Source organism: Ruegeria sp. CF2 (assembly GCF_056537385.1).
On sequence record NZ_JBQFRL010000001.1, the window covers coordinates 1825564 to 1848596 of the forward strand.

Sequence of the window (23033 nt, forward strand, 5' to 3'; positions counted from 1 at the left end):
TTCATGAAAACACCTTCGTTGCCACTTACCCGCGATCTGGTTCTGGTGGGCGGAGGCCATACGCATGCGCTTTTCCTTCGGAAATGGGGGATGAACCCCCTACCCGGCGCGCGGTTGACCGTGATCAATCCTGGCCCGACCGCGCCCTATTCCGGGATGTTGCCCGGATATGTCGCGGGGCACTACGCGCGCCGCGACCTGGACATCGATCTTATCCGGCTGGCACGGTTTGCGGGGGCCCGGATCATTCTGGGTGCCGCGATCGGCCTGGACCTGAACCGGCGGCTGTTGAATGTGGCCGATCACCCTGATGTCGCTTTCGATGTCGCCTCAATCAATGTCGGAATCACATCGGACATGCCGTCTTTGCCCGGGTTCACGGAACATGCCATCCCTGCAAAACCTCTTGGTCCCTTTGCCGCAAAATGGGCCCAGTACCTGGAGACAACCGACCCCGCTTCGGTGGCGGTCATTGGCGGCGGTGTAGCGGGCGTCGAACTGGCGATGGCCATGGCCCATGCTCTGCGCGCCAAGGGTCGGGAAGCAACGGTCACTCTGATCGACAAGGCGCAAATTCTGACCGCGATAAACCCCAAGGCCGCCCAGACCATTCGGCGGGCGATGGAACAGCTTGGCATCGATTGCATCGAACAAGCCAAAATTGCGCAAATCACACCCGAAGGCGTGCAACTGACCGATGGGCGTCACATCACGGCCGATTTCACAACTGGCGCGGCGGGCGCCCGCCCCTATGACTGGATCGGTCTGACCGGACTGGACCTGCAAGACGGCTTTATCCGAGTGAACGGGTATTTGCAGTCCAGCGATCCATCGGTCTTCGCAGTCGGCGACTGCGCTCATCTGGATGACACGCCGCGCCCCAAGGCTGGCGTCTTTGCCGTACGAGAGGCTCCCGTTCTCTTCAACAACCTGCGCGCAGCTCTCGGGGCTGGAACCATGCGCCGGTACAAGCCGCAGAAGGATTACCTGAAGCTGGTCTCGCTGGGGGAACGCTCGGCACTGGCCGAGCGCTTTGGGACGTCATTCAGCGGACCTGTGATGTGGCGGTGGAAAAACCATATCGACCAGAAGTTCATGCGTCGCTTTCGTGAGCTGCCCCAGATGCCAGGCCCCGCGATTCCCCGTCACCATGCGGATGGACTGCGCGACGCTCTGGGCGACAAGCCCATGTGCGGCGGTTGCGGCGCCAAGGTAGGTCGCGGCGCCTTGCAGGCCGCGCTGTCCGCGATACCGCGATTCGACCGTCCGGATATCATACCCCTGCCCGGGGATGATGCAGCGATGCTGACCTTTGAAGATGTCCGGCAGGTGCTGACGTCAGATCATTTGCGCAGTGTCGTTCCGGACCCTGTTCTGATGACCCGCATCGCGGCCATTCACGCACTGGGAGACATTTGGGCGATGGGAGCGACCCCACAGGCCGCGACGGCCACACTGATCCTGCCGCGCATGTCCTCCCAGCTGCAACACCGCACCATGGCTGAAATCATGCAAACCGCGACCGAAGTCATGCGCGGCGCCGGGGCTGAGATCGTCGGCGGCCATAGCTCGATGGGCGATGAGCTTACCATCGGTTTCACCATCACAGGTTTGTGCCGGTCTGATCCGATCACCCTTTCGGGTGGGCGGCCCGGTGATGTGTTGATCCTGACCAAACCGATTGGCAGCGGCGTCCTGATGGCCGCGGAAATGGCAGGGCAAGCCAACGGCGAGTGGGTAGTGGCCGCCTATGACCACATGACGCGGCCGCAGGGTGGCGCCGCACGCATTCTGGCCCAGGCCCAAGCCATGACTGACGTCACCGGGTTCGGACTGGCCGGGCATCTTGTTGGCCTGTGCGAGGCATCCAACTGTGGCGCAGTCCTGAACCTGGACGCAGTCCCGGTCATAGAGGGGGCGCTCGAGCTCAGCCAGCAAGGTGTTCGGTCCAGCTTGTTCAACGACAATCGTTCCATCGCGCCCGAAGTTTCAATCGGCGGCAAGGCCGATCTGCTGTTCGATCCTCAGACCGCGGGTGGGTTGCTGGCTGCCGTTTCGGCCGACGACGCACGAAAAATCTGCGACCATTTGCGTGCCGCTGGTTACCCGGCTGCAGTCATCGGTGTATTGAGCGACACACTCGGCCTGCGCCTTCAGAGCTGAGCCACAATCCCTTCGATTTCCGACGCAACCTGATCCAGCCCATTCGTAGTCAAGGACGCGGCATGCACGCGCGCGATCACGTCGAACTGGTGGTTTCTTCGCGACTTTTCGTAAGCCGGGTCATAGTGCTGCTCCATCAAGGTGCGCGTCAGAGCTTTCTTGTTTCCCTCGGCAATCTGAGCCATCCACGCATCCACGACATCATGCCCCCGGTGAAACCGCAGCGGCGACAGGCGGTCCCGCAAACGCTCGGCATCGGACAGGATGTCGTCATAGGCAGCGACCAGATAGTCCGTTCGCGCCTCGATATCTGCCGTGACAAGTATTCGCGGCGCTTGGCACAGGCTCTGCCAGACCGCTGGGGGCAGGATCAACGAACCGATTTTTGACGACTCGGCCTCGACCAACACGGGCCGTGCCGGATCAAGGGCGCACATGGCCGAGGCCAAGGCAGATTCGAACGCTTTCTGGCTGGGTTGTCCGCCGGGTTGCTCGCCCAGCAGCGAACCGCGGTGATTGGCCAACGCTTCGAGATCCAGAACCTGCACCCCGCGCGTTTGCAACTGGGCCAGAAGTTCCGTTTTTGCAGTGCCGGTGTAGCCATCCAACGCCACCAGCTTGAACGGCAGCGGGTCATCGTAGAGGTACTGCTTCACCAGACGCCGATAGCTGCGGTATCCGCCCTCGATTACCTCGGCTCGCCAGCCGATCTGCTGCAGCATCCAGGTGAAGGATTCCGACCGCTGACCGCCACGCCAGCAATAGACCAAAGGGCGCCAACCGCCCTCGTGGTGGCTGAGTTGCGTCTCGATATGGGTGGCGGCGTTGCGAAACACCAACGCGGCCCCCAGCTTGCGCGCCAGAAACGGGCTCTGCTGAACGTAGATCGTGCCGACACGTGCGCGTTCCTCATTGTCCAGAACCGGGAGGTTGATGGCGCCGGGCAGATGGTCCTCGGCAAACTCTGCCGGGCTGCGCACATCGATGATCGTATCGAACGGATGCGCGTACAGCTGCGGCAGGTTTGAGAATTTCAGGGCCATGACAGGGGTTTAGCGCGCAGGATGGCAAAAGAAAAGAAGGCCCCGCTGATGTCATTCATCGGCTTCGGGCGCGATAAGGTCCGGCCCACTGGCCCGGTTGGAGTTTACGGCCGTGCCGACCCTGTGAAACTGCAACACATCCTCGGCGCCGGGTTTCATCAGGCGGGCTGCCCCCTTGCCGACCTCGCCCAGCCACAAGGCCCAATCCGCCTGTTCGATGATCAACGGCATCCGGTGATGAACCGCACGCACATTGTCGTTGGCTGCGGTCGTGACGATCGCGCAGGTCGCCTGCCGCGCCTCACCCTCGCCCCAGTTCTGCCAGATGCCGGCAAAGGCGATGGGCGCACCATTGCTGCGGTGGAAGTACCAAGGCAGCCGCGCACCGTCTTGGGTCTTGGTCCATTCGTAGAAGCCCGTGGCCACGATCAGACAGCGCCGATCGCGGCAGGCTGTGCGAAAGGCCGGTTTCTGGGCCAGGGTTTCGGCGCGGGCGTTGATCAGCAGCGGACCGTCGTTTTGGGCTTTGTACCAATGTGGCAAGAAACCCCATCGCAGCGGGTCCAACTGCCGCCCTCCCTCTCTGGCGCGCACGACATGCACCTGATTTGTCGGGCAGATGTTGTAGTTGGGCACCGCCGGCAACGCGTTTGAAGGCCGCGCAGCAAACAGCTGCGCCATGGCATCGTTGGGAAGAGTTATTGCAAACCGTCCGCACATGGGTAATGAACCAACAACAAAAGTTTCAATCAGGCACAGGGTCTCGCGCAGTCAGATGACAAATCAAGCACCAAATTCCCTCAAGGCCAAGGCGGTGGCGGATCTGGACTCCGGCAAGCTTCCTCAGGCTCTGAAGAAAGCTACCCTCGGCATCAAGAAATTCCCGAAAGACGCGGACTACCACGCGATTGCCGGGTTCGTTCTGACCGAGATGAAGCAGTACAAGAAATCGCTGCCGCATTTCCAGGAAGCCGCCCGCCTGAAACCGGACGACCCGCAATTCGTCGAAAACATCGCGAATGCCCTGATGCAGACCGGCCAGATCGCGCGAGCGTTGGCCTATGCCGAAAAGATGGCCGAAAAGATTCCCGGCAACCGCGAGATCGTCCGGGTGATCGATGAAATCACGCTCAAGGGCAAGAACTGGCGCAGCATCATCGAGAACGCCACCAAGCGACTGATGACCGATCCGGACAACCCCAAGCTGCTGTCCACCCGCAGCAGGGCCTATGGGCGCGTCGGCTTCGTGGATGCGGCCTCGGCCGATATTGCGCGCGCATACGAGCTGGATCCCGACAACATCGAAATCGCCTTCCGCCGAGCAGTGGACCTGCACCAAGCCGGCGACAAGAAGGGCTGTACTGACCTTTTGTGGCGTGTTTTGGACAAGGATCCGTATCACGCATCGGCGTTGTTCCAATTGTCGTCAATGGTAGACACCGAACAGGCCGAAGCATTGTTGCCCCGGGTCGAGGCCGCGATCGCAAAGCGGAAACACCCCAATTCGACTCTGGAGTTCACGCTGGCACAGCTTCAATCAAAGATCGGTGGGCTGGAGGCCGCCCTTGCGCAGTTTGCAGTCGCAAACAGGGTGCAGCACGACGAAAACCCATACGATTTCGAAGAAGAAGAGCGCAAACTACGCCGCATCTGCGGCCTGTTCCCTGACAGCACGTCGGTCCCAAGTTCCGGGATCGAGGAAATGCCCCTGCCGATTTTCGTGATCGGACAGCCTCGGTCGGGCACCACTTTGATGGAAATGATGCTGAGTTCTGCCCCCGACATCGCGGGATGTGGAGAGCTGAACCTCGGGTCCGACCTTTCGGCGCCATACTCGAACGAAAAGAAGGCATTCTCGGACGCAGAAGCCGCGGAGTTCGCCAAGCATTTCCGCGAGTTGATGCCCCCGATCCCCGAGGGCTCGATCGCTTTCGTCGACAAGATGCCGCACAACTACCAGCGGGTTGGTTTTCTTTTGGCAGCCTTCCCCAACGCAAAGATCATCAACATGCTGCGTGACCCACGGGACGTCGGCCTGTCGAAATGGATCCGGCGTTTTCCAGCGGGCGGAATGCGATACGCATCGAACCTGAACTCGATCGCGCACTCGGCCAACATGTATCGCCGCTACATGCAGCATTGGGATGCCATCTTCGGGGATCGCATCCTTACGGTGCCCTACGAAAAACTGGTGGCCGACCCCGAGACCTACAGCAAGCAGGTTGCAGAATTCTGCGGGATCGAATGGCGCGAAAGCATGATGCACCCGGAAGAAAACAAGAAACAGGTGCGCACGGCCAGTATCGACCAGGTGCGCAACAAAATCTCGACCAAATCGGTTGGCGGCTGGCGTCAGGTTGCGGATTATATCCGGCCCATGTTGGACGGTTTCGACCCCGAGTTGTGGCCCGAATACGAATTCGAATAAGCCGAACCCCAACAAAAAAGGCCGCATCCTTGGATGCGGCCTTTTCTTTTTCTGTGTCAGCAATCACTTCTGCTGGATACGTCCATCCAGATAGGGCGTGTAAGGTGCATTGGCCGCAAGGTATTCCGCGGTCACATCCGCAAGATCGGGACCGAAGTCATAGGCATTCTTGTCCTCGCCAGAGAACATCTTGTACCCGTCGCCACCGTTGCGGACATAGTTGTTGGTCACCACCAAATAGGTCTTGGCCGGATCGATCGGCACATACCCATCACCTTCGGCCACCATGACCTCGGTCACGCGGCCTTCGTTGGGAGCAACCGACGGATCCCAGGTGAATTTCAACCCTGCCACCTGCGGGAAGCGACCCTTGACCTCTTCCACTTGGCTTACGCCGTTTTCCAGCGCATCGATGATGCCCTGCCCACTGATCTCAAAGGTGGAGAGCGTGTTCTGGAAGGGCAGAACAGTCAGCACCTCGCCCATGGTCACGTCGCCCGCGTCGATCGAGGCACGCAGGCCACCCGAGTTGGCGATGGCTATCTGAACGCCCTGATCGGCGACCCGCGCCAGCATGGCATCGGCCACCAGGTTACCCATCTCGCATTCCTGCACGCGGCAGATCGACCGGTCACCTTCGATCGGAGCCGCGGCGTTGGCCACGACCTTGTTGCGGATCTCGTCCAGCGGCTTGGCCAGTTCTGCGATGCGGTCCAGGGCAGCCTGATCCTCGGTCACGGTGTTGTCCATGATCAGCGGTTCACCCACCGCCTCGACCACGTTGCCGTCGTCATCAAAGGTCACGTTCAACTCGCCGAGGAACTTGCCGTAGGCATAGGCCTGAACGATCTGCACCCCGTTCACTACGGTCGGGTACGGCCCGGCGGCCTTGTCTGAAGTATTCGACAGGTAAGTGTTCGAATGTCCGCCCACGATCACGTCAACACCCGTGGTTTCCTGCGCGACCCGCTGGTCGACGCCATAGCCCGAGTGGCTGAGCACGATGATCTTGTTGATGCCTTCCGCCGTCAGCTTGTCCACCTCGGCCTGAACCGCCGGAACAGGATCAGAGAACACGACATTCGGCCCGGGTGAGGCCAACTCGTCGGTGTCTTCGGGGGTCAGGCCGATCAGGCCAATCTTCTCTCCACCCACTTCGATCACGGTCGATTTCTTGATCCGGTCGGTCAGAAGTTCCTCGTTCTCGATGTTCGCATTCGACATCAGAATCGGAAATTCGACCGCATCAACGAAACCGGCCAGAACCTCGGGGCCATCATCGAATTCGTGGTTGCCCACGGTCATCGCATCATAGCCCAGCTTGTTCATGAACTCGGCCGCGACCTTGCCCTTGTAATAGGTATAGAACAACGACCCCTGAAACTGGTCACCGCCGTCCACGAGGATCGAGTTTTCGGCCCGCGCGCGGGCGTCGTTGACCGCGGTCACCAAACGCGCCGAACCGCCGAAGCATTTGCCCTCGGCATTGTCCTCGGCGCCACAGCCGCTGTCATATTTGTTGATCGGCTCGAACCGGGAATGGAAGTCGTTGGTGTGCAGAATGGTCAGCTTGTAGTCGGCCGCCGCCATGCCTGCAGTCAGGCCAAGGGCCGCCACGGATGTCAGGAAACGGGTAATCATTTGAAACTCCCTGTTATTGATTGTCAGGATCGTGCGCCGAGGGCGGCAAAGAGTCAAAGGGGGAAATGCGGCTTGATTCTACCCCGTGCGCGGGGCATCACGGCGCCATGCTGATCTACAAGATATTCCGGGCCGAGGAATGGGCGGCCCTGCAGGCACAGGGCGAAACCCGAGGCGCGCCGGTCGATGTGGCGGATGGGTTCGTGCATTTTTCCACCGCAGAACAGGCGGCCGAGACCGCGGCCAAACACTTTGCCGGGGTCGAAAACCTGACCCTCGTGGCCTGCGATGCCCAGAAAATGGGCGATGATCTGAAATGGGAGGTCTCGCGCGGCGGGGCCTTGTTCCCGCATCTCTATCGCAACATGCGCATGGCGGATGTGGTCTGGGCCAAGCCGCTGTCGCTGGAAAACGGCGCGCACCGCTTCCCCAAGGAGATGCAATGACCGGCCATATCGACCCCGACCGCGCCGAGTTCGAGGCGTTCAAAGCGCTGGACCGCGATCACCCGATCGAGATGCTGAACCTTGTGCATTTCCGCGCCAAGGCCGTCTATCCCGCAGGCCACGACCTGGCCGGCGCGGGGCTGAGCGGCGCAGAAGCCTATCGCCGGTATGGTGCCGAAACCGCCCCGATCATCGCGCGGCTGGGGGCCTCGATCATCTGGCGCGGCACGTTCCAGACAACGCTGATCGGCCCGAAGGGCGAAGCGTGGGACGAGATGTTCATCGCCCGTTACCCCTCGGCCCATGCGTTTCTGGAGATGGTGACCGACCCGGCCTATCGCGCGGCGGTCATTCACCGGCAGGCGGCGGTGGCCGACTCGCGCCTGATCCGCACCGCCCCTACCCCAACCGGAGCGTCCTTCGGATGAAACTGACCGAGAAACTGGCCCTGGCCGCGCTACATCGCCTGGACCCAGAAACCGCGCACGGCCTGTCGATCAAGGCGCTGAAAACGGCTTTGACCCCGGCGCCCGGTCCCGTCACCTCGACGCGCTTGCGCACGCAACTTGCCGGGCTGGACCTGCCCAACCCGGTGGGGCTGGCCGCCGGGTTCGACAAGAATGGCGAGGTTCTGGGCCCGCTGTCGCGCGCGGGCTTCGGATTCATTGAGGTGGGCGCCGTGACCCCGCGCCCGCAGCCGGGCAACCCCAAGCCGCGACTGTTCCGCCTGACCGAGGACCGCGCCGCCATCAACCGGTTCGGCTTCAACAACGAAGGGATGGAGGCGATGGCCCGGCGTCTGGCGCACCGCCCCAAGGACGCGGTGATCGGCCTGAACCTGGGCGCCAACAAAGACAGCACCGACCGGGCGCGGGATTTTGCGCATGTGCTGGCCCATTGCGGGCAATGGCTGGATTTCGCCACGGTGAATGTCTCGTCACCCAACACCGAAAAGCTGCGCGACCTGCAGGGGAAAGAAGCGCTGAGCGCCCTGCTGGCAGGTGTGCTGGACACCCGCGATGCCTTGGCGCGGCGGGTCCCGGTGTTTCTGAAGATCGCCCCCGACCTGACGGATGACGAACTGCGGGACATCGCCGATGTCGCCCGTGACACGGGCATCGACGGTGTCATCGCCACCAACACGACCTTGTCGCGCGAAGGGCTGCGCAGCCTGCACAAGGACCAGGCCGGCGGATTGTCAGGCGCGCCCCTGTTCGAGAAATCGACCCGCATTCTGGCTCGGCTGAGCCAGTTGACCGACGGGCAGATTCCGCTGATCGGCGTGGGTGGCATCGGCACGGCCGAACAGGCCTATGCCAAGATCTGCGCCGGGGCCTCGGCCGTGCAGTTCTATACCGCGATGGTCTATGGCGGCCTGTCGCTGGCGGCCGAGATCGCGCGGGGGCTGGACGCCCTGCTGGCGCGGGACGGGTTCAAATCGGTGGCCGACGCCGTCGGCAGCAAACGAGAGGATTGGCTGTGATCGAATACTGGCACAACCCACGCTGTTCAAAATCGCGCGCTGGGCTGGCCCTGCTGCAGGACCGCGGCGCTGAAGTCACCGTTCGCAGATACCTCGAGGACGCGCCCAACGCGGATGAGCTGCGCGCGGTGCTGTCCCGGCTGGGCATCCCGGCGATCGAGATGATGCGCCGGGGCGAGGCGCGGTTCAAGGAACTGGGGCTGAGCAAGGAAATACCCGAGGAGGCCTTGGTTCAGGCCATGGCCGAGAACCCGATCCTCATCGAACGCCCCGTCGGGATCACCGCCGACAAGGCCGCCATCGGTCGCCCGCCCGAGAACCTGCTGACCCTGCTCTAGGCCACCTGCGCCTCGAGCCGGGGATAGCGCAGGCCCAGCGTCACCGCGCGGGCGGTGTTCAGCACCATCAGCGCGGCCCACAGCCCGTGATTTCCCATGGTCGGCACCAGCAGGAACAGCGCCACCACATAAATCGCCACCGACTGGATCATGGCGGTGCGCATGGCGCGGGTCCAGGTGGCGCCGATGTAGATGCCGTCGAACATCCAGCTGGCAACGCCGACCACCGGGGCCAGCGCCGCCCAGATCAGGTATTCGCGCGCCGTGATCCGCACCTCGGGCGCGGTGGCCATCAGGTCGATCAATGCGGGCCCTGCCACAAAAAACGTGGCCCCCAGCACCAGAGCCCCGCCGACGCCCCATTGCGACGCCATGACCGAGGCGCGCCGGACCTGGTATCGGTCCTTGGCTCCGACGGCGCTGCCTACCAATGCCTCGGCAGAAAAGGCGAACCCGTCCAACGCAAAGGCGGTGATTTCCAGGAACTGCAGCAGCACCTGGTTGGCGGCCAGCGTCACGTCGCCCAGATCGGCGCCCACGAACAGAAAGGTGGTGAAGGACCCGGTCAGCAGGACCGACCGGATCATGATGTCGCCATTGACCTGCATCATCCGGCGCAGGCGGGCGGGGTCGAAGATCCGCGCCCAATCGCGCCATTGATTACCCCCGAACGCATCGCGGCACAGCCACAGACCCAGCGCCAGACCCGTCCATTCGGCAATCAGCGTGGCCACCGCCACCCCTTCGACGCCCCAGCCCAGCCCCAGCACGAACCACAGATCCAGCAGGATGTTCAGCCCGTTCATCCAAACCTGCAGGACGAACACGCCGCGCGTGCGCTCGACCGCGATTAGCCACCCCGTCACGGCATAAAGCGCAATGGTCGCCGGCGCGCCCCAGATCCGAATCTCGAGGTATTTGCGCGTCAGCGCCTCGACCTCGGGGCTGGCGGGCGACAGCGCGAACGCCCCTGCGAATACCGCCACCTGCGCCACGATAAAGAACAGCCCAGCCGCGCCACCCAAGAGCAGACCGCGCATGAGCAGAGCACCGGTTTCGGCCGTGTCTCCCGCGCCTCGGGCCTGTGCGGCCAGACCGGTCGTGCCCATGCGCAGAAAACCGAACACCCAATAGATCGTGGCCAGAATGACCGCGCCAATGCCAACCGCGCCGATCGGGGCGGCCTGCCCCATCTGGCCGACCACGCCGGTATCTACCGCGCCCAGAATCGGCACCGTCGCGTTGGACAGCACGATCGGCACCGCGATCTTCAGCACCCGTCTGTGCGTAATGGGTGCCGAGGCGTCCCGCATTTTGCTCAGCTCTTGGCCGAAGGCTCTTGCGGCATCAGGAAATGCCCTGCGGCCTGCGCGAACAGCTTGGCGTGGTTGTCCTGCCAAGCCTCGACGCGCACCGAGGCATACCGCCGACCCGCCCGGCTGATGAAGGCGCGTGCATAGGCATCGCGCGGCAGGCCCGAGCGCAGGTAATCCACCGTGAAATCGATGGTCTTGGGAAAGCGGATACTGTGATCGGAGATGATGTCCTCGGCATCGATCTCACCGCTTTCGATGCGCGGGAACAGGTGCTCCCAGCTGAGCGTGATCACCGCCGTCACCTCGAGAAAGGCCGCCGTGACGCCCCCATGAATCGCCGGCAGGAACGGGTTGCCGATCAGCTTTTCGTCGAAATTCAGAACTCCGGTCAGTTCGTCTCCGCGCCGGTCGAAGCTGATATTGAGGAACCGGATATACGGAACCCCCTCGACCAGCGCCTTGAGGGCCGCGTCGCGGCGCTGTTTCACCACCTGCATCGGTTCGGGACGGGGTCTTGCCATCTCACTTCCCCTCGACTGTGAAGGCGCCCGAGGCGGTGGCCACCGGGCGATCCTGATCGTCGTCCATGGCAGTTGCGCGCACGAAGGCCACATTGCGCGTGATGTGATAGCAGGTCGCGCGGGTGGTGATCGTCTGGCCGGGCGTTGCGGCGCGCATGTAGTCGATGCGCAGATCGATGGTTGCTGTGCCGCCCGGCGCCGCCGGATGGCTCATGACCGCAGCCCCGCAGCAAGTATCCAGGCTGGCCGACACAGCCCCGCCGTGAATCACGCCAGTGCGGGGATCGCCGATCAGATCCTCGTTGTAAGGCATGGTGATCTCGGCCTCACCCTCGCCGATATGGGTCAGCGTCAGGCCCAGGGCCCGCGCATGGGGGATCGCCTCGATGAACTGGCGGGCGAGTACTGTCTTGTCGACCATGAGGTTCAGTCCTGTTGTCCTGCCCCTTTATGATCTGCTCTGCGCGCAAAGGGCAAGCCCGCCTGTTGCGCTTGTCCGCACAACGCCCTAGGTTGCAACCGAGGAGAACAGGAATGTCCGACAAGCGTTTGTCATTCAAAGAGATGTGCGCCGAGTTCGACGTGACTCCGCGCACCCTGCGCTACTACGAGTATATCGAGCTGCTGCAGCCAGACCGGGAGGGACGGTCCCGGTTTTACGGTCCGCGCGAGCGTGCGCGGATGAAGCTGATCATGCGTGGCCGAAAGTTCGGGTTTCCACTTGAGGAAATCCGGCAGTGGTTGTTGATCTACGAAGATCAAGGCAACAAGGCCCAGATGGCTACCTTTATCGAAATGGCCGACCGCCAGATGGAAGAGCTGCGTCAGCAGCGTCAGCAACTGGACGAAGCTATGGACGAGTTGCAGCGCCTTCGCGATCAAACGGCCAACTCCCTGACCTAAATCGGCCGGTTCGAGCCCCCCAAATCCATCCTTCATTACACCGGAAATCTGCATTTTTTGGCTGGCGCCCTGCCGCCTGCCCGTCGGATTCGAACCGCGCGGGTACAGTGGATTTGGCTGACCCAACGGAAAGAAAATTGCCAACCCGCCGCTTTACGCGACCGGAAGTTACGTCAATTTCTTTGTGACGCAGCGTCTGGATTACGTAAACGTCAATCTCATGTTGTAAAGCGGCCATCGACTGCGCAACTTTCTCATGACGCCAGCGACGAGAGGGTGACCAATGACCGAAGATCTTATGACCATCCGCGAGATGTGCGAGACCTATGACGTCACGCCGCGGACCTTGCGGTTCTACGAAGCCAAAGAGCTTCTGTTTCCGATCCGTGAGGGCCAGAAACGGCTGTTCACCAAACGTGACAGGGCGCGGCTCAAGCTGATCCTTCGCGGCAAACGCTTTGGTTTCAGCCTGGAAGAGATCCGTCAGCTTCTGGATCTGTACCATGTCGGCGACCAGCAACTGACCCAGATGACCCGCACCTATGAAATCGCGTGCGAGCGCCTGGCGGACATGGAAGCCCGCCGCGAGGAACTGACCCAGGCGATCGACGATCTGAAGGAACAGTTGCGCTGGGGCGAAAAGGTCATCGCCTCGATGAAACAGGAAAAGAAGGCGGCCGAGTAACTCCTCGCCCGCCTGCCACCCGGACATCTGAATTAAGGGAGCTTCAAATGCCCGTTTACAACGCGCCTACCAAAGACACGCAATTCGTTCTGCATAACGTTCTGAAAATCTCGGCCTCGGATATTCCGGGCTACAATGAGCTGGAGCCCGAGTTCACGGGCGCCGTTCTGGAAGAGGCCGGCAAGGTCGCCGTCAACCTGCTGCACCCGCTGAACGTGGTCGGCGATACCGAAGGCTGCCGGTTGGAAAACGGCGTCGTCTACACCCCGACCGGGTTCAAGGATGCGTTCGAGCAGGTCAAGGAAGGCGGCTGGACCGGTCTGGACATGCCCGAGGAATATGGCGGCCAGAACATGCCTTATGTTCTTGGCACGGCCGTGGGCGAGATGTTCTCGGCCGCGAACCAGGCTTTCACCATGTATCAGGGCCTGACCCACGGCGCGGCCTCGGCCATCCTGGCGCATGGCACCGACGCGCAGAAAGACACATATCTGCCCAAGATGGTCAGCTGTGAATGGACCGGCACCATGAACCTGACCGAGCCGCATTGCGGCACCGATCTGGGCCTGATGCGCACCAAGGCCGAGCCGCAGGGCGATGGCAGCTACAAGATCACCGGCCAGAAGATCTTTATCTCGTCCGGCGATCACGACATGGCCGACAACATCATCCACCTGGTGTTGGCCAAGATCCCCGGCGGACCCGAGGGCATTAAGGGCGTATCGCTGTTCATCGTCCCCAAGTTCCTGGTGAACGAAGACGGCAGCCTTGGCGAGCGCAACGGCGTTTCGGTCGGCAAGATCGAAGAAAAAATGGGCATCCACGGCAACTCGACCTGCGTGATGAACTATGACGGCGCAACCGGCTACCTGCTGGGTCAGGAACACAAAGGCATGCGCGCCATGTTCACCATGATGAACGAAGCGCGTCTGGGTGTCGGCATGCAAGGTCTGGCTCAGGCCGAGGCCGCCTATCAGAACGCGCTGGAATACGCCAAGGACCGCCTGCAGGGGCGCGACGTGACCGGTGCCAAAAACCCTGACGGTCCGGCCGATCCGCTGATCGTACATCCCGACATCCGCCGCAGCCTGATGGACCAGAAAAGCTTTGTGGAAGGCGCGCGGGCCTTCATCCTGTGGGGCGCGACCCTGATCGACAAGGCGCACCGCGCAGGCGACAAGGACGCCGACGGGCTGATCTCGCTGATGACCCCGGTCATCAAGGGCTTTTTGACCGACGAGGGCTATGACATGACCGTTCAGGCCCAGCAGGTCTATGGCGGCCATGGCTACATCGAGGAATGGGGCATGTCGCAATACACCCGCGACGCCCGCATCGCCATGATCTACGAAGGCGCCAACGGCGTTCAGGCGCTGGATCTGGTGGGCCGCAAGCTGGCGCAGGACGGCGGCAAGCATGTCATGGCCTTCTTCGACTTGGTCAAAACCTTCTGCAAGGAAAACAGCGGCAAGGACGAAGCCTATGACAAGGCGTTCATCGAACCGCTGAAGGCCGCGTCGAAGGATCTGCAGGCCGCCGGCATGTACTTCATGCAGAACGGCATGACCAACCCGAACAACGCTCTGTCGGGCTCGTATGACTTCATGCACATGTTCGGTCATGTCTGCCTGGGTCTGATGTGGGCGCAGATGGCCAAGGCCGCACAGGAAGCGCTGGATGCCGGTGCGTCCGACAAGGACTTCTACGAGACCAAGATCGCTACCGGCCGCTACTACATGGCGCGCCGTCTGCCGGCCACGGGCATGCACCTCGCGCGGATCCAGACCGGCGCCGACACGGTGATGGCACTGGACGCGGCGAACTTCTGATCCCAGTCTGGTTCCGGGCGAACCCGCCCGGAACCAGCGCTCATGGAGGAGATGACATGCCCAAACGCTTTCGCCTGACCCGCCGCTTTCCCGTCGCCATGACCGAGGACGGGTATCGAAAACTCAAGGGGTTTGCCCGCGAGGCCGGGCTGGACGAAGGAGAGGCGCTGTCATTCCTGTTCGAGAATTTCAACAGCGTGATCGACGAGGAGAACCTGACCCACCGGCTGCGCATCTTCAATTCCGAGCTTGAGGCGCGCAAACGCTAAACGACCCCGATGCCTGGCCCAGGCCCGGCGTGTTTTCAGCAAGACAAGTCCGAACGCGGCTGCTGCCCGCAAGACAGGTCTTTCTTGAAACACGTGCGTGACGAAACCGTACAAACCGCCTTGGGAGGGGTGAGTGCATGACGATAAAACTGCATTGCTTCGGAGAAAGCGGAAACTCGTACAAGGCCGCCCTTGCGCTCGAGATGTCGGGGTTGGAATGGGAGCCGGTCTTTGTCGATTTCTTCAACGGCCAGACCCGAACCCCCGAATACCGCGCCGAAGTCAACGAAATGGGCGAAGCGCCGGTGTTGATCGACGGAGATTTCCGGACCAGCCAGTCGGGCGCGATTCAGGCCTATGTCACCGAGAAGTCCGGGAAATTCGGCGGAAAGACGCGGGAAGAGAACTATGACATCCTGCGCTGGGTGCTGTGGGACAACCACAAGTTCAGCTCGATGGCTGGCATGACCCGGTTCCTGATCAACTTTCTGCCCGAACAGCACCGCAACCCGGATGTGATCGCCTTCAACCAGGGCCGACTGAAAGCCGCCTATCAGGTGCTGAACGCGCATCTTGAGGGGCGCGACTGGATCGTCGGCGACAGTGTGACCAACGCCGATCTCAGCTGCGGCGGCTACCTGTATTACCCTGAACCCTTCGGCTTTGACCGCGCCGAATGGCCCCATATCGACGCCTGGCTGACCCGCCTGTCCGAGCAGCCCGGATGGAAACAGCCCTATGACCTGATGCCCGGCAATCCGTCGGATCGAGCTTGAGGAGAGAAGTATGACCGAAGCTTACATTTATGATGCCCTGCGCACCCCGCGCGGCAAGGGCCGCAAGGACGGCAGCCTGCACGAGGTGACCTCGGTGCGCCTGTCGGCGGTGGCCCTGAACGCCATCAAGGAACGCAACAACCTGGAAGGCCACGCCGTCGAGGACGTGATCTGGGGCAACGTCACCCAGGTAATGGAACAGGGCGGCTGCCTGGCGCGATCCGCGGTTCTGGCCTCGGACCTGGATGAAACGATCCCCGGCCTGGCCATCAACCGGTTCTGCGCCTCCGGGATGGAGGCCGTGAACCTGGCCGCCAACCAGGTCAAAGGCGGCGCGGGCGAGGCCTATATCGCCGGTGGCGTCGAGATGATGGGCCGCGTGCCCATGGGCAGCGACGGCGCCGCCATCGCGGTCGACCCGTCGCTGGCGATGGAGACCTATTTCGTCCCGCAGGGCATCTCGGCCGACATCATCGCCACCGAATACGGTTTCAGCCGTGACGATGCCGACGCGCTGGCCGTCGAGTCTCAGAAGCGTGCGGCCAAGGCGTGGGAAGAGAACCGCTTTGGCAAGTCGGTGATCACCGTCAAGGACCGCAACGGCCTGACTATTCTGGACCGCGACGAATACATGCGCCCCGGCACCGACATGCAGAGCCTCGGCGCGCTGAACCCGTCCTTCCAGATGATGGGCGAGCAGATGCCCGGTTTCGACAAGGTGGCGATGCTGAAATACCCGCATCTGGAAAAGATCAACCACATCCACCATGCCGGCAATAGCTCGGGCATCGTGGACGGTGCGGCGGCCGTTCTGATCGGCAACAAGGAATTTGGCGAGAAATACGGCCTGAAGCCGCGCGCCCGCATCAAGGCCACCGCCAAGATCGGCACCGACCCGACCATCATGCTGACCGGTCCGGTTCCGGTGACCGAAAAGATCCTGGCCGAAACCGGCATGAAGATCAGCGATCTGGACCTGTTCGAGGTCAACGAGGCCTTCGCCTCGGTCGTGCTGCGGTTCCAGCAGGCATTTGACGTCGATCCAGCGCTGGTCAACGTCAATGGCGGCTCGATCGCCATGGGCCACCCGCTGGGCGCCACAGGCGCGATCATCATCGGCACCCTGCTGGACGAGTTGGAGCGCCAGGACAAGGAAACCGGTCTGGCCACCTTGTGCATTGCATCCGGCATGGGCGCGGCAACCATCATCGAACGTGTGTAACGGCGGGGATCAGGAGAAGAAAAATGGCTGATTTTACACTGACCAAAGACGCCGACGGCGTTGGCATCATCACCTGGGACGTCCCCGGCAAGACCATGAACGTGATGTCGTTCGACGGCCTGTCCGAACTGAACGACTGCATTGATCAGGCCCTGGCCGATGACGAGATCAAAGGCATCGTGATCACCAGCGGCAAGGTAGGCTCGTTCGCCGGCGGCATGGACCTGAATCTGCTGGCGGTTATGAAGGAACAGGCGGGCGACGACCCGGCCAAGGGCCTGTTCGAAGGCACGATGAAGATGCACGCCCTGCTGCGCAAGATCGAGCTGGCCGGCATGGACCCCAAGACCAAGAAAGGTGGCAAACCGATCGCGGCCGCCCTGCCCGGCACGGCCGCCGGCATCGGCATGGAGCTGCCGCTGGCGACCCATCGCATCTTTGCCGCCGAGAACCCCAAGGCCAAATACGGCCTGCCGGAAATCATGGTCGGCATCTTCCCCGGCGCGGGCGGCACCACCCGGATGGTCCGCAAGGTGGGCGCCATCGCGGCGGCTCCGCTGCTGCTGGAAGGCAAGATGCTGGACGTGAAAAAGGCCAAGGGCGCAGGCTACATCGACGAGATCGCAGCCGATCCGCTGGCCGCGGCCAAGGAATGGGTGCTGAACGCCAAGGAGGCCGATCTGGTCAAGCCGTGGGACGCGAAGGGCTACAAGATGCCCGGCGGCGCGCCCTATCACCCGGCGGGCTTCATGAACTTCGTGGGTGCCTCGGCCATGGTGAACGGCAAGACCCAAGGCGCCTTCCCGGCAGCCAAAGCCCTGCTGAGCGCGGTCTATGAGGGCGCACTGGTCGATTTCGACACCGCGCTGAAGATCGAGGCGCGCTGGTTCACCTCGGTACTGATGAACCCGTCCTCGGGCGCGATGATCCGTTCGCTGTTCCTGAACAAGGAAGCGCTGGAAAAAGGCGCTGTGCGTCCGCGAGGCATTCCGGATCAGTCGGTCAAGAAAATCGGCGTTCTGGGTGCGGGCATGATGGGCGCGGGCATCTCGTTGGTCTCGGCGCAGGCCGGGATGGAGGTTGTGCTGATCGACCGCGATCAGGCCGCCGCGGACAAAGGCAAGGCCTATACCGAAGCCTATCTGGACAAGGGCATGAAGCGTGGCAAGGTCACGGCCGAGAAGAAAGAGGCCATGCTGGCCCGCATCACCGCCACGCCGGACCTTGAAAAGCTGGCGGGCTGCGATCTGATCATCGAAGCCGTGTTCGAGGATCCCAAGGTCAAGGCCGAGATGACCCAGAAGGTTGAGGCGATCATTCCCGAGGATTGCATCTTTGCCTCGAACACCTCGACCCTGCCGATCACCGAACTGGCCAAGGCCAGCAAGCGGCCCGACCAGTTCATCGGCATCCACTTCTTCTCGCCGGTCGAGAAGATGTTCCTGGTCGAGATCATCAAGGGCAAGGAAACCGGTGACCGGGCCGTGGCCAAGGCGCTGGACTATGTCCGCCAGATCCGCAAGACGCCGATCGTGGTCAATGACGCGCGGTTCTTCTACTGCAACCGCTGCATCATCCCCTACATCAACGAAGGGGCGCGGATGATCACCGAAGGCGTCAGCCCGGTTCTGGTCGACAACGCCGCCCGTCAACTGGGCTTCCCGGTGGGTCCGGTTCAGCTAACCGACGAAACTTCGATCGACCTGGGCGCCAAGATTGCCCGGGCGACCAAGGCGGCAATGGGCGACGCCTACCCGGAAAGCCCGGCGGACGATCTGATCTTCTGGATGGAAGAACAGGGTCGCCTGGGCCGCAAGTCCAAGGCCGGGTTCTTCGATTATGACGAAAACGGCAAGCGCATCGGCTACTGGAAAGGTCTGCAGGACAAGTATCCGCTGGCCGAGCAGCAGCCCGACTTGATCGAGGTACAGGAACGCCTGATGTTCGCACAGGTTCTTGAAGCCGTGCGCGCGCTTGAAGAAGGTGTTCTGGAAGACATCCGCGAAGGCGATGTCGGCGCCATCCTGGCCTGGGGCTTTGCGCCGTGGTCGGGCGGTCCGTTCAGTTGGCTTGATATCATCGGTGCGCCTTACGCGGCCGAGCGTTGTGACCAGCTGTCGGAGAAATACGGTGACCGCTTCGCCTGCCCGCCGCTGCTGCGCGAGATGGCCGAAAAAGGTCAGACCTTCTACGGCCGCTTCGACCCCGAAGCCAAGGCTGCCTGAACAAGTGATGCTGGCGCATGATCCCATGCGCCAGCATCTTTCTTAGAGTGTTTGGTCAGGTCTGCCATTCAGGCCGCAGAAACAAGGCCGGCACGTTGGGCCGCCCCGGACGTCCCGGACGCCGCACCCCCGATGGGGGACGTATCGGAAAGATCGGTTCCTGCGGGATGGGTGCAGGCAGTGCACCCAACGGGTTTGCAAGGGCCGACAGTTCGCCGGCCTCTGCGATAGATGTAACGAGGCTCCGCGCCTCGGATTCTTCCAGCACCGCGTAGGATCGTCGGGACGGGCCAGACAGCGAACGGATGCGGCACGAGGAACAGAAGGCTTGAAAGCCACCCTCGATAAAGACCACTTCGTCCTGCTCAAAAAACAGCGATGTGACCTGGAATTCCTCTGCCGGTGTCCGAGAGGAAAAGCTGAAGTGCCCGCTCAGCAGACGCGCCGGAATGATCGCCAGCCCCTCGTCGATGCTGCCATCAGAAGACAAGGCTACGGCCATTCCCTGCTCGGGCATTAGCCAGACCGCGCGACCGTTATATGCCGCGCGGGACGGCACGCGCACGGGCAAAAAGTCAGGTCGAACCTCGCCAGCCGGTACGGCTATTCTGTCGTGGGACACGCGTTTCACTTCCTGGAACCCGTTGTCCATCGTTCTGACCAGATCCCCGGCGACCAATGCCTCGGCCAGTTTCCAGCCACTGGTGGTGGCAACCTTCGTCCCATGCAGCAATCCGCCACGCCTGACCGAAACGGCGTCACCCGGTACGGTCTGGATATTATTTTCGGAAAACCCCGAAACACTCACTACTTCCAACACGTGCCGACCCCCTTTTGGCACTTTCAAACTATCCCATTGGGCTAGCACGAAGTTTTCGGGAGTGACTTAGTTTTGCCATATTTGGGGCCAATTTGGGCCTTTTTCGCCCCATTAGTCGCGCTTCCTATAAACAAAAGCCTGTATTTGTCAGCGTTTTGCGCAATTCGGGAAATAATCGACCAGCTTTATTAGAACTGATATTCGAATCTCTCTATGTCTTCGCGACAGATGTCAAACACAGCCTCTTTTGCCTGGACCGAGTAGTAGTTGGCATATTCCGCCCCCCGGGCTGACCGGTTTTCATGCGGAAGGTCCAGACGAAACCTCAGATGATCGAACAGTGGGGCCGCATCCCGCTGAAAGCGTTCGATCCGAATGTATGCGCGACAAAGATCGGTTCCGGTGACGTCACTGACATAGGATGGGAACGGGTTTTCCCGAAAGGAGCGCTGGATTTCCGGGTGCAGAACAAAGGCCTCGAAATCAAGCCGCCCAGCCAGATGAACCGCTGGGTGATCAAAGGACTGATCCCTCAGCCAGTGGTAATAGCTTACCATCCGGTCCCACGGGTTGCGGATCAGCGTGAACACGAACATCTCTTGCATCTGGTGGGCGGGCAAAAGCCCCCGCAAATCGGTTAGACGGGAGTGTTTCCATAGCCTCCCCGCCGTCCGCAGTGACCTGTTGCGTTTGTTTCTGCGCTGCGCCTTGGGGGTGTCGCCCACCAGAATATCGTCCTTCATGGCCCGCTGCTCGAGCGCCAGCGCCAGCGACGTTCCCCCGGTCTTGGGAATATGTATGAAGATGTAGGACCGCCCTGTTGATAGGATCATTGCGCCGGTTCCCGTTGGGGAACCACGCTTGCCCGCCACGCCAGCACTGAACCGGCCGCGGCGATCAGGGCGATGCCCGCAATCTGCAGCGGCCCAATCCCCTGCCCCATCACCACCCAGGCAAAAAGCGGTCCGAAGATCATGACCGAATACTCGAACACCGCGACGTATGACGGCTCGCCCAGTTGGTAGGCCTTGATCAGCATGAATACCGCAGCCGTGGACCCAACCGCCTGCAATGCGACCCACGGCAGAGCGGCCTCCATCGGCCAGACCCAGCCCCGGGTCACAAAACCGGCCGGGCCGTCAGACCCGACCACCGGAAAAACCGAAAACACCGCGAGGCCAAGAGCGCCGGCCAGCCCAAGCGTGACAATCATCGCGGCCAGCAAAGCGACGGTGCTTTCGTTTGCACAATGCGTTCGGGTCAAGATCGCACTGAGCGCATAGAAAAAGCCGCCAGCCACCGGCAAAAGGCTGGTCGCATCAAAGGCATTGGGGTCAGGCTGCAAAACACAGAGGATTCCGACAAACCCCATAAGCACAGCCACGACCCGCCAGGGGCCGATCTTCTGGTCCAGCAACAGCGCGGAAATCAACAGAACGAAGATCGGTGATGTAAACAGCCCCGCAAGGGCCTGGGCAATTGGCATCAAAGCCAGTGAGCTGAAATAGAACAACATCGCCAGGGTGATCAGGACACTGCGCAGCAGGACCGCCCAAAACCTCCGAGGTCGCAGCCCTCCAAACCCCAGAAACGACAGTCCACCGATAAGAGGCAGCATCATCACGGCCCGGCTAAGGTGGAATTGCCACAAACCGATCGTTTCGGCCAACCGAATGACGAAATTGTCCACGACGCCGATGATTGCCATGGCTGAGACCATCAGAACCGATGCAAGAACCGGTGAAGAACGATGTGCTGTCTGCATGTGGCCTTGGCCTCCGGGCCCTTTGGCCGAAACTACGCGTCCCGGTTATCGAGCACATTTCCAAATCACCACGCAACAGGTTTGCGCGGATTAATCTCTCCGTGTTAGAAATCGACAAAAGAAAAAACGAGCAGACCTCATCGAAATGACGGCACTGAAACAATACCAGCGGATCGAGGCTACCGGTCTGTGGCGCCCGTCGCCCGACGAGCAGCGGCGCGAAGTGGTTGTTTCGATCGGCGAGGCAACGTTGACCATCACCGATTTCAACGATCGCGCGCTGACGCACTGGTCGCTTGCCGCACTTGAAAGGCAGAACCCGGGCAAGTTCCCCGCAATATTCAATCCAGACGGCGACCCGGATGAGACACTGGAGCTGGAGCAGTCCGAAACCACCATGATCGAGGCAATCGACCGCTTGCAACGCGCCATCGAACGGGCGCGCCCGCATCCCGGACGCCTGCGGTGGGCCAGCGTCGGCGGCGTGGTTGCGGCTGTCGCGGCGGTCTTGCTGTTCTGGCTGCCCGGCGCCCTGCAAAGCCATGTCGAAAAGGTCGTGCCCGAGATCAAACGGCAGGACATCGGGAACACGATTCTGCAACGGATCGAACGGGTTTCGGGCCGGGCCTGCGCCTCGGCGGACGCGCAGCCGGCGCTGCAGAGGCTGGCCCAGAGAACAGGCGTGCGACGGATCGTTGTGTTGCCGGCCGGGGTGCGGGAAAGCCTGTCACTTCCCGGAGGGATCGTGCTGCTGAACCGAGCGCTGGTTGAAGACAGTGAAGATCCCGCGGTTGCCGCCGGTTACGTGATAGCTGAACGCACGCGGGCCAGGCTGCATGATCCGTTGGACGATCTCCTGGACAAAACTGGGCCCACTGCAGCGTTTCGCCTGCTGACGACGGGCGAACTGACACCCCAGATCGTGGACACCTATACCGAACAGGTTCTGGCCGAACCCCGCCCCGCAGTTCCGGAAGACGACTTGCTGGAGGCGTTTGCGTCCGCCAATTTGCCCTCAACCCCATATGCCTATGCGGTTGATATCACGGGCGAAACGGTTCTGGGTTTGATCGAGGCCGACCCGATGGCGGGTCAGCCTTTGGATCAGGTTTTGCCCGACCGGGACTGGGTACGGCTGCAGAACATCTGCAGCGACTAGG

General features: G+C 61.7%; 23 protein-coding genes. 14 read left to right on the top strand and 9 right to left on the bottom strand.

The features are described 5' to 3' along the window. Positions 1-3: 3 nt before the first annotated feature. Complete coding sequence (gene selD / locus ACR0IR_RS09155) at positions 4-2163, top strand: selenide, water dikinase SelD (RefSeq protein WP_170363054.1); 2160 nt, start codon at positions 4-6, stop codon at positions 2161-2163. Here selD and mnmH read toward each other — a convergent pair. Further along, positions 2154-3206 (bottom strand): tRNA 2-selenouridine(34) synthase MnmH, encoded by a 1053-nt coding sequence (gene mnmH / locus ACR0IR_RS09160; protein ID WP_170363053.1) that lies wholly within the window; start codon positions 3204-3206, stop codon positions 2154-2156. The two genes, selD and mnmH, sit on opposite strands and share 10 nt — an antisense overlap. A 51-nt stretch (positions 3207-3257) precedes the next feature. Beyond that, positions 3258-3926 (bottom strand): SOS response-associated peptidase, encoded by a 669-nt coding sequence (locus tag ACR0IR_RS09165; protein ID WP_170363052.1) that lies wholly within the window; start codon positions 3924-3926, stop codon positions 3258-3260. 55 nt (positions 3927-3981) lie between these two features. On the opposite strand from ACR0IR_RS09165, the gene ACR0IR_RS09170 reads away from it, so the two are divergent. Continuing rightward, on the top strand, positions 3982-5634 hold the full coding sequence (locus tag ACR0IR_RS09170; RefSeq protein ID WP_170363051.1) for a tetratricopeptide repeat-containing sulfotransferase family protein: 1653 nt from the start codon (positions 3982-3984) through the stop codon (positions 5632-5634). A gap of 63 nt (positions 5635-5697) precedes the next feature. Here the strand turns inward: ACR0IR_RS09170 and ACR0IR_RS09175 are convergent, their stop codons facing one another. Continuing rightward, the gene (locus ACR0IR_RS09175) at positions 5698-7275 is read right to left on the bottom strand and encodes a bifunctional metallophosphatase/5'-nucleotidase (protein ID WP_170366555.1); all 1578 of its coding nucleotides are present in this window, start codon (positions 7273-7275) and stop codon (positions 5698-5700) included. Positions 7276-7382: 107 nt separating this feature from the next. Here ACR0IR_RS09175 and ACR0IR_RS09180 point away from each other — a divergent pair, with 107 nt between their 5' ends. The 4 genes from ACR0IR_RS09180 to arsC are packed head-to-tail and all read left to right on the top strand — an operon-like array spanning position 7383 to position 9542. Continuing rightward, positions 7383-7721, top strand: coding sequence for a DUF952 domain-containing protein (locus ACR0IR_RS09180; RefSeq protein WP_480779107.1), 339 nt, complete (start codon positions 7383-7385; stop codon positions 7719-7721). Beyond that, positions 7718-8149 (top strand): DUF1330 domain-containing protein, encoded by a 432-nt coding sequence (locus ACR0IR_RS09185; RefSeq protein ID WP_480779057.1) that lies wholly within the window; start codon positions 7718-7720, stop codon positions 8147-8149. The genes ACR0IR_RS09180 and ACR0IR_RS09185 overlap by 4 nt, the downstream gene beginning before the upstream one ends. After that, entirely contained in the window at positions 8146-9204 is a 1059-nt protein-coding gene (locus ACR0IR_RS09190; RefSeq protein WP_480779058.1) for a quinone-dependent dihydroorotate dehydrogenase, read from the top strand. The genes ACR0IR_RS09185 and ACR0IR_RS09190 overlap by 4 nt, the downstream gene beginning before the upstream one ends. Then, positions 9201-9542, top strand: coding sequence for an arsenate reductase (glutaredoxin) (arsC, locus tag ACR0IR_RS09195; protein ID WP_480779059.1), 342 nt, complete (start codon positions 9201-9203; stop codon positions 9540-9542). The genes ACR0IR_RS09190 and arsC overlap by 4 nt, the downstream gene beginning before the upstream one ends. On the opposite strand, the gene ACR0IR_RS09200 is transcribed toward arsC, so the two are convergent. The 3 genes from ACR0IR_RS09200 to ACR0IR_RS09210 are packed head-to-tail and all read right to left on the bottom strand — an operon-like array spanning position 9539 to position 11800. Beyond that, entirely contained in the window at positions 9539-10855 is a 1317-nt protein-coding gene (locus ACR0IR_RS09200) for an MATE family efflux transporter (protein ID WP_480779060.1), read from the bottom strand. The genes arsC and ACR0IR_RS09200 overlap by 4 nt on opposite strands. A 5-nt stretch (positions 10856-10860) precedes the next feature. Continuing rightward, entirely contained in the window at positions 10861-11379 is a 519-nt protein-coding gene (locus ACR0IR_RS09205) for a PaaI family thioesterase (protein WP_170358400.1), read from the bottom strand. Position 11380: 1 nt separating this feature from the next. After that, positions 11381-11800: a PaaI family thioesterase gene (locus ACR0IR_RS09210; protein ID WP_170358398.1), complete on the bottom strand. Its 420-nt coding sequence runs from the start codon at positions 11798-11800 to the stop codon at positions 11381-11383. Between the two features lie 113 nt (positions 11801-11913). Between ACR0IR_RS09210 and ACR0IR_RS09215 the strand changes: the two genes are divergently transcribed. From ACR0IR_RS09215 to ACR0IR_RS09245, 7 genes are all read left to right on the top strand, one after another. Further along, positions 11914-12282: a MerR family transcriptional regulator gene (locus ACR0IR_RS09215; protein WP_170337669.1), complete on the top strand. Its 369-nt coding sequence runs from the start codon at positions 11914-11916 to the stop codon at positions 12280-12282. 283 nt (positions 12283-12565) lie between these two features. Next, entirely contained in the window at positions 12566-12967 is a 402-nt protein-coding gene (locus ACR0IR_RS09220) for a MerR family transcriptional regulator (protein ID WP_093962630.1), read from the top strand. A gap of 47 nt (positions 12968-13014) precedes the next feature. Continuing rightward, on the top strand, positions 13015-14796 hold the full coding sequence (locus tag ACR0IR_RS09225; protein WP_170363045.1) for an acyl-CoA dehydrogenase C-terminal domain-containing protein: 1782 nt from the start codon (positions 13015-13017) through the stop codon (positions 14794-14796). Positions 14797-14852: 56 nt separating this feature from the next. Continuing rightward, on the top strand, positions 14853-15065 hold the full coding sequence (locus ACR0IR_RS09230) for a hypothetical protein (protein WP_005981899.1): 213 nt from the start codon (positions 14853-14855) through the stop codon (positions 15063-15065). 137 nt (positions 15066-15202) lie between these two features. After that, positions 15203-15841 (top strand): glutathione S-transferase family protein, encoded by a 639-nt coding sequence (locus ACR0IR_RS09235; protein WP_170363044.1) that lies wholly within the window; start codon positions 15203-15205, stop codon positions 15839-15841. 10 nt (positions 15842-15851) lie between these two features. Continuing rightward, positions 15852-17063, top strand: a complete 1212-nt coding sequence (locus ACR0IR_RS09240; RefSeq protein ID WP_170363043.1) for an acetyl-CoA C-acetyltransferase — start codon at positions 15852-15854, stop codon at positions 17061-17063. A 23-nt stretch (positions 17064-17086) separates the two neighbouring features. After that, positions 17087-19288 carry a 3-hydroxyacyl-CoA dehydrogenase NAD-binding domain-containing protein gene (locus tag ACR0IR_RS09245; protein ID WP_170363042.1) on the top strand — a complete coding sequence of 734 codons (2202 nt, stop codon included), beginning with the start codon at positions 17087-17089 and terminating at the stop codon, positions 19286-19288. Positions 19289-19343: 55 nt separating this feature from the next. Here the strand turns inward: ACR0IR_RS09245 and ACR0IR_RS09250 are convergent, their stop codons facing one another. From ACR0IR_RS09250 to ACR0IR_RS09260, 3 genes are all read right to left on the bottom strand, one after another. Next, on the bottom strand, positions 19344-20108 hold the full coding sequence (locus ACR0IR_RS09250) for a Hint domain-containing protein (protein WP_260063326.1): 765 nt from the start codon (positions 20106-20108) through the stop codon (positions 19344-19346). 188 nt (positions 20109-20296) lie between these two features. Then, a complete protein-coding gene (locus tag ACR0IR_RS09255) occupies positions 20297-20941 on the bottom strand; it encodes a sulfotransferase family 2 domain-containing protein (RefSeq protein WP_170363041.1) in 645 nt (214 codons plus the stop codon). Continuing rightward, complete coding sequence (locus ACR0IR_RS09260) at positions 20938-21873, bottom strand: DMT family transporter (protein WP_170363040.1); 936 nt, start codon at positions 21871-21873, stop codon at positions 20938-20940. The genes ACR0IR_RS09255 and ACR0IR_RS09260 overlap by 4 nt, the downstream gene beginning before the upstream one ends. A gap of 145 nt (positions 21874-22018) precedes the next feature. Between ACR0IR_RS09260 and ACR0IR_RS09265 the strand changes: the two genes are divergently transcribed. Continuing rightward, complete coding sequence (locus ACR0IR_RS09265) at positions 22019-23032, top strand: hypothetical protein (RefSeq protein ID WP_170337654.1); 1014 nt, start codon at positions 22019-22021, stop codon at positions 23030-23032. The last annotated feature ends 1 nt before the right edge of the window (position 23033 follow it).